Below are 6,541 nucleotides of genomic sequence, written 5' to 3' on the forward strand. Positions count from 1 at the left end.
CCCCCCCTCCCCCCCCCCCCCCCCCCCCCCCCCCCCCCCCCCCCCCCCCCCCCCCCCCCCCCCCCCCCCCCCCCCCCCCCCCCCCCCCCCCCCCCGACCGGCTGGGTCGCCATCTCGGTCAGCCGCCCGACTCGGCGGTCTGCTGCAGTTGGTCCAGCACCTGCTGCGGGTCACCGTCCTCGTCCACGGCTGCACCAAGGTTCTGCTGAACGGCCAGCTTGATCCGGTCCCAGGTGGGGTCGTCGGTCGGCGTCAGCCGCGCGTTGGGCAGGGTGTCCAGGTAGACCTTGAGGTCCTCGTCGTCGGAGAACTCTTCCAACCCGGACTCGGTCACCGGCAGGAAGCCCTCCTTCTTGATGAACGTATTGACCTGGTCGGGCTGGTAGTACAGGTCGTAGAAGGCCTTGACCGCCTCCTGGTTGCCGTCCTTCTTGAACGCCATCAGGTAGTCCGTCACACCGAAGGTCTTGGACTCCGAGCCGTCGTTGGTCGGGAACGACGCCACCTCGTAGTTGACGTTGCCCTCCTCGTCCAGAGAGTCGGCCAGCGGGCTGAAGCCGATGACCATCCCGGCCTTGCCCGAGCGGAACAGGTCGAACGCGTCGGCCCGGTTGGTCCGGGCCGGATTGTTCTGGGTGACGCCGTCCTGGTTGAGCTGCTTGAGGAAGCTCAGAGCCTCCACGTTGGCGGCGGAGTTGATGGCCCAGGTGTCGCCGTCCTTCCAGGTGCCGCCGTTGTTGTACAGCCACATGGAGAATTCGCCCTGGGACTCCTCCGGCCCCAGTGGCAGTGCGTAGCCCGCGTTGTTTTCGCCCAGGTCGCTGATCTGCTGGGCGTCCTGCGCCAGTTCGTCCCAGGTGCCCGGCGGACCGTCGATGCCGGCCTGCTCGAAGAGGTCGGTGTTGTAGAACAGGGCCCGCACGCTGGCCAGGTCGGGGAAGCCGTAGAACGTGCCGTCGTAGGTCCCGGAGTCCACGAACGTGTCCAGGATGTCAGCCTTGACGTCCTCGCTGAGCACCTCGTCCGCACCGTAGAGCAAGTCGTCCTTGGCGTAGCTGGCGTAGGTGTTGAGGTTGAGGATGTCCGGGGCCTGGTTGTTCTGGATCATGGTCGAGGATTGCTGGTCGATGTTCTCCCAACTGACGATCTGGACCTCGAGGGTGTGCCCGGTTTCCTCGTTGTAGGTCTTCGCGAACGAGTCCCAGAACGCCTTGGTGTTGTCCTTGGAGTACTCCGCGGCCACCAGCTTGATCGTCTGGGACCCCGACTCCCCGTCGCCGCCGCCACCATCGCTCTGGGAGGCGCCGGTGCCTCCGCCGCAGGCGCTGAGCGCCAGCACGGTCGCAATGCTGCCTGCGACCAGGGTTGCCTTCGTGGTCTTCATGGTCCTCCTATCGGGCCGGCCGGTCCTCTGTGCGGTCGCCGGACGGAGGACACGTTAGCGCCTCCCAAGGATCACCACAAGCATTTTCCTGCATCTTTCGATAACATTCGCGCAACTATAGTCACTCCTACGGTAGTCTGACCGCCTGACACCCACTGAGACCAAGGAGCTTCCCGTGGCCACCCACATGACCGCAGAGACCTTCAGCCAGCCCGAGGCGTGGAGCGTCGCCACCGCGCGTCTCGAAGAGTTCGCTCCATTCCTACCCCGCGACGGGGAGCGCGTGGCCGTGCTGGGTTGCGGGACGTCCTGGTTCATGGCACAGGCCTACGCGGCGCTGCGGGAGGAACGTGGTCAGGGCCTGACCGATGCCTACAGCGCCAGCGAGCACCGGCTGGCTCGGGACTACGACCGGGTCGTCCTGCTGACCCGGTCGGGAACCACCACCGAGATATGCCGGGTGCTGGAAAAGCTGCGCGAGTCCGGAAGGTTGCACGTCAGCATCGTCGCCACACCGGGCACCCCGGTGGTCCAGCGGTCGGCCGCCGCCATCGTGCTCCCCGAAGCCGACGAGCAGTCGGTGGTTCAGACCCGATTCGCCACCACGGCGTTGGCGGTGCTGCGTGCCTCGCTCGGCGAGGATCTGGCGCCGGCTATCGCGGACGCGCGGGCTGTGCTCGACGAGCCAGAGCTGGAGGCTCTGGGCGCCCTCGTCGACGTCGACCAGGTGACCTTTCTCGGCCACGGCTGGAGCGTGGGGCTGGCCAACGAGGCCGCGCTGAAGCTGCGGGAGGCGGCGCAGTTCTGGACCGAGTCCTACCCGGCCATGGAGTACCGCCACGGTCCGATCAGCATCGCGGCACCCGGTCGGGCCGTATGGGCGCTCGGCGCGGTCCCGGACGGAATCGCCGAGGAGATCCGAGCCACCGGCGCCCACTTCGAACATCGCAGCATCGACCCAATGGCCGAGCTGGTGCGGGTGCACCGCTACAGCCTGCTGCGGGCACGGCTGGCCGGGCTCAACCCCGACGAGCCGCGCAACCTGACCCGCAGCATCGTCCTCACCTGAGCCTTCCCTGCCTCCCGCTCACCGCGACGGTCAGATGTCAGCCAGCAACTCCAGCAGCCGGGCCGCCTCAGCAGTGACGGCCGCTCGTCCCGCGCCGACGAAGCGGCGCGGGTCGGAGCTGGGGCGCTGCTGCTGGCTGGTCGCGAGCCCCTCGGTGAAGGCTCGGTTGAGATGGGTGGCGATGTTGATCTTGCTCATCCCCGCCCGGACCGCGGCGACCAGCCCGGCGTCGGAGACACCCGAGGAGCCGTGCAGGACCAGCGGCACGGGCACCGATGAACGCAGTCGCTGGATGAGCCCATCGTCCAGGACAGCGGTCCGGTCGGTCATGGCATGCGAGGTGCCAACCGCCACAGCCAACGCCTGGACCCCGGTGTCGGCCACGAACTGGACGGCGTCACCGGGATCGGTGCGCGCTCCAGGTGCATGCACGCCGTCCTTGCCCCCGACCTCGCCCAGCTCGGCCTCCACATCGACCCCCTCGGCTCGGCACAGTCGGACGACCTCGCGGGTCTGCTCCCGGTTCTGCGCGTCGGGCAACGCGGAGCCGTCGTACATGACCGAGGAAACGCCCAGCCCGACCGCCTCGCGGATCAGGTCCAGGTCGTCGGCGTGGTCCAGGTGGACCACCACGGACTGGTCGCACTGCTCGGCCACCGCCAGGGTGGCCAAGGCCAGCGGACGCAACGACCCGTGGTACCGCACGCAGTTCTGGCTCAACTGCATCACCACCGGCCGTCCGGTCTGCTCGGCCGCGGCGGCGTAGGCCTCCGCATGCTCCAGCAGGATGACGTTGAACGCGGCCAGGCCTCGACCGGCGGACGCGGCGTCCTCAAGCACTGCTGACAACGGCGACAGACTCATCCGATCTCCTCGATCTTCACGGCGGGGAGCAGGGTGTCCACGTCACGGGGGTCCACGGTGCCTGCCAGCGGGGCCAGGACGGCGGCACCGGACCAGGCCACCGCGGTCCGTGTCGCGCTCGTCCAGCCCGCAAGGCTGCTGGGCAGGCTGTGCCCGTCCAACGCGGCGCACAGGGCCGCGGTCATCGCGTCGCCGGCCCCGGTCGGGTTGCCCGTCAGGACCATGGACAGTCGCGCCGTCAGGACCGGACCGTGCTCATCCACCGCCACGACGACCCCCCGCGGCCCGTCGCTGACCAGCGCCGCGGCCGCCCCGAGCGAGCAAAGCCGGCGTCCGGCGGCTGCCGGTCCCTCGATCCCGGTGGCCTCGTAAGCCTCGTGAGCGTTCACCGTCACCACCGCCGGACGTGCCTTCAGCGCGGTCCGCAACCAGCTCCCTGAGCCGTCGACCAGCACGTGAGCACCCGCCTCGCCCCCACGGTGCACCACCTCGGCGAGCACCGCATCCTCGGCCAGCGGCGGCAGACTGCCGCAGAGAGCGATCACGTCCCCGGGGCCCGCTTCGGACAGGGCCGCCTCCACCAGGTCTCGCCACGTCTGCGACGGCGGGGCGAGACCCTGCTCATTAAGCACAGTGACCTCGTGGTCGGCCTGGACCACCGCCGTGCTGAGCCGTACCCGGTGCGGGTCCGCAGCGGTAAGAGCCATCACCTGGATCTTGCGCTCGGTGGCGTCCCGCTCCCACCACTGCCGATCGGCCTCACCAACGACCGCCAGGGCGCGGTGCGCTCGGCTCATCGAGGCCAGCACGCCGGCACAGTTCATCCCCTTGCCGCCCGCACGCGCGCCGACGGTGTCCACCCGGTGGCTGTGCCCGATCTGCAGCCGGGCCACCTGATAGGTCAGGTCGCGAGCTGGGTTGGCGGTCACGGTGGTGATCACGACGAGTCCCTCGTCCAAGCGGCCCGGGCCAGTTCGACCGCACCGAGCGCCGCGGCGCGGTCGCCCAGACTCGCGGTGACCACCTCAACCGCTCGACCCGGAAGGCGCTCGGCCAGCTCCTGCCGCAGCGGAGCGAGCAGGACCTCGCCGGCGTTGGACAGTCCTCCTCCGACGATGACGCGTTCCACCCCGGCCACCGCCACCGCAGGAGCCAGGGTCTGCGCCAAGGCCGCCACCGCCTCGGCCCAAAGCCCGCCCGCGGCCGCGTCGCCGGCAGCGACGGCCTCGGCCAGTTCGGCAGCCTCGCCCTCGCTGCCGGTCATCGCCCGCCAGCGCTGGGCCAGAGCCCGGGCACCGATGACCGCCTCCAGACACCCACGAGCCCCGCACCCGCATACCGCCTGCGACGTACCCGCCCGGACGTGGCCGATCTCGCCGGTCCACGGTGAGCCGGCCACGACCGCTCCCGCGGACAGCAGCGCTGAGGCCACTCCGGTGCCCAGGGGGACGAACAACACGTTCTCGCAGTCCCGCCCGGCGCCATAGGTGGCCTCACCCAGCAGCCCGGCGCGCACGTCGTGCCCGGCGACCGCCGGGATCCCCACGGCAGAGCGCACCTGGGCGGGCACGTCGAGGTCTCGCCACCCGAGGTTCGCGGACCATACGGCCAGGCCGGACCGGTCATCGACCAGACCCGGCACCACGACCCCCACGGCCGCTGGCCGCTCACCGAGCTCGGCCAGCACCCGCCCGACGTGCGTGCCGAAGTCGCTGGCCACGCTTGCGGGAGTGTCCCGGACGACCTCCGTGACGACCTGATCACCCGCCATCAGCACCGCCTTGGTCCGGGTACCCCCGACGTCGATGCCGGCGAACTGTACTGAAGGCACGGGACCGATCCCTCCTCAATGACTGTTCCTGCTTGTTGCAGTCAGAATAGCGCAACAAAGAGCAGCCATCCGAGATCACGCGATCGTTACCTGCACGCCGGCCGCGGTCACAGAAGCACACATCGACGCGTCGGCTCCCGAGTCGGTCAACAGTTCGTCCACGTCCTTGAGCCCACAGATCCGGACGAAAGCCCGGGCGCCCAGCTTGGAAGAGTCCGCGACCACGACGACCCGGCGCGCCGCTCGGACCAGCGCGGCGTTAGTCGCGGCCTCGCCGTCGTGCTGAGTGAACACTCCCCGTTCTACGTCGAGCGCGTTGACCCCCAGGAAGAGGGTGGTGATGTCGATCTGAGGAAAGATCGCGTCGGCCAACGGGCCGACGAGCTCATAGGACCAGGGCCGTGCCACTCCTCCGGTCACCACGACGCGCAGCTGCGGGCGGACGACGAGCTCCGCCGCGATGTTTACCGCGTTGGTGACCACAGTCAGCACCTCGGACCGCTCCGGGTGCTCGGCCGCCATCCGGATCCCCAGCTGGTGAGCCACGGCGGTCGTGGTCGTGCCCCCGTTGAACCCCACCACCGTGCCCTGCTGCACGAGGGCCGCCGCGGCCGAGGCGATGACCTGCTTCTGCGCCTCGTGCCGGACCACCGTATAGCGCAACGGCAGGTCCCCGGACCCGCTTGCGATCTGGGCCCCGCCGCGCGTGCGCTGCACGAACTGCTGGTCGGCCAGCGCGTCCAGGTCACGACGGGCCGTCGATGCGGACACTCCGAAGCGCTCGGTCACGTCCTCGATCTCGATGGACCCCTCGCGGACGATCCAGGTCGCCAGGTCCGAGAGTCGATTCGCGCGTGTCATGGCGTGATCCTTACCCCTCGGGCGACTCGGTGCAACACCCCCACTCAGCCTGGATCCACCGGCCTGCGTTCGCGGGGTTCGCAGACAAGTTGAGGTGTGGCCGTCTCGTTGCGGGCAGGAGTGGGCCGCCGGTCTGTCCGGCCTTTCAACCTGAGGTCGTTCCTGGTAGGCGAGGTGTGTCAGAGCAAATGCACCAGTTGGCGGGTGAAATACCCAGCCAGGGTGCGGGCCTCATGAGTGATCCTTGCTGGTTTTCCGGCGGGTGGCAATCCGGGTGCGTTGGGCAGCGGCCATGCCTGCCCGTCGGGCCGCGCGGACCGCTTCGCCGCGGCCGTAGTGCTCGTCCTCGGGGGTGACGTAGCCGATGCTCTCGTGGAGCCGGGCGGTGTTGTATTGGGTGCGTAGCCGGTCCAGTTCGGCTTCCAGCTCGCCGGGGTCGGTGATCTTCTCCAGGTGTGGGAACTCGGGTTTGAGGTGGCCGAAGAAGGACTCGATCCAGGCCTGGTCGTTCGGGGTGCCGGGCCGGCCGAAG

At 69.6% G+C, this 6,541-nt stretch carries 7 protein-coding genes; 1 reads left to right on the forward strand and 6 read right to left on the reverse strand.

The window, feature by feature from the left end; all coding sequences use genetic code 11:
- Positions 1-118: 118 nt before the first annotated feature.
- The gene (locus ACR2FV_RS10570) at positions 119-1,384 is read right to left on the reverse strand and encodes an extracellular solute-binding protein (protein WP_434015654.1); all 1,266 of its coding nucleotides are present in this window, start codon (positions 1,382-1,384) and stop codon (positions 119-121) included.
- 187 nt (positions 1,385-1,571) lie between these two features.
- Here ACR2FV_RS10570 and ACR2FV_RS10575 point away from each other — a divergent pair, with 187 nt between their 5' ends.
- Entirely contained in the window at positions 1,572-2,453 is an 882-nt protein-coding gene (locus tag ACR2FV_RS10575) for an SIS domain-containing protein (RefSeq protein ID WP_434015660.1), read from the forward strand.
- Positions 2,454-2,483: 30 nt separating this feature from the next.
- Here ACR2FV_RS10575 and ACR2FV_RS10580 read toward each other — a convergent pair whose 3' ends face one another.
- The 5 genes from ACR2FV_RS10580 to ACR2FV_RS10600 form a co-directional block, all read right to left on the reverse strand.
- Positions 2,484-3,317: a class II fructose-bisphosphate aldolase gene (locus ACR2FV_RS10580; RefSeq protein WP_434015655.1), complete on the reverse strand. Its 834-nt coding sequence runs from the start codon at positions 3,315-3,317 to the stop codon at positions 2,484-2,486.
- Positions 3,314-4,258 carry a 1-phosphofructokinase family hexose kinase gene (locus ACR2FV_RS10585; RefSeq protein WP_434015656.1) on the reverse strand — a complete coding sequence of 315 codons (945 nt, stop codon included), beginning with the start codon at positions 4,256-4,258 and terminating at the stop codon, positions 3,314-3,316. The genes ACR2FV_RS10580 and ACR2FV_RS10585 overlap by 4 nt, the downstream gene beginning before the upstream one ends.
- Positions 4,255-5,148: an ROK family protein gene (locus ACR2FV_RS10590; RefSeq protein ID WP_434015657.1), complete on the reverse strand. Its 894-nt coding sequence runs from the start codon at positions 5,146-5,148 to the stop codon at positions 4,255-4,257. The genes ACR2FV_RS10585 and ACR2FV_RS10590 overlap by 4 nt, the downstream gene beginning before the upstream one ends.
- 75 nt (positions 5,149-5,223) lie before the next feature.
- Complete coding sequence (locus ACR2FV_RS10595; RefSeq protein WP_434015658.1) at positions 5,224-6,009, reverse strand: DeoR/GlpR family DNA-binding transcription regulator; 786 nt, start codon at positions 6,007-6,009, stop codon at positions 5,224-5,226.
- Between the two features lie 231 nt (positions 6,010-6,240).
- Positions 6,241-6,541 (reverse strand): integrase core domain-containing protein (locus tag ACR2FV_RS10600; RefSeq protein WP_434015659.1); only part of this gene is annotated, 301 nt, incomplete at its 5' end.

Origin of the sequence: Ornithinimicrobium sp. (genome assembly GCF_051004135.1) — a bacterium.
Taxonomy (GTDB): Bacteria; Actinomycetota; Actinomycetes; order Actinomycetales; family Dermatophilaceae; genus Ornithinicoccus.

Coding starts and splice junctions, on each gene's coding strand:
- ACR2FV_RS10570 (WP_434015654.1), bottom strand. CDS start 1,384: ATGAAGACCACGAAGGCAACCCTGGTCGCAGGCAGCATTGCGACCGTG.
- ACR2FV_RS10575 (WP_434015660.1), top strand. CDS start 1,572: ATGACCGCAGAGACCTTCAGCCAGCCCGAGGCGTGGAGCGTCGCCACC.
- ACR2FV_RS10580 (WP_434015655.1), bottom strand. CDS start 3,317: ATGAGTCTGTCGCCGTTGTCAGCAGTGCTTGAGGACGCCGCGTCCGCC.
- ACR2FV_RS10595 (WP_434015658.1), bottom strand. CDS start 6,009: ATGACACGCGCGAATCGACTCTCGGACCTGGCGACCTGGATCGTCCGC.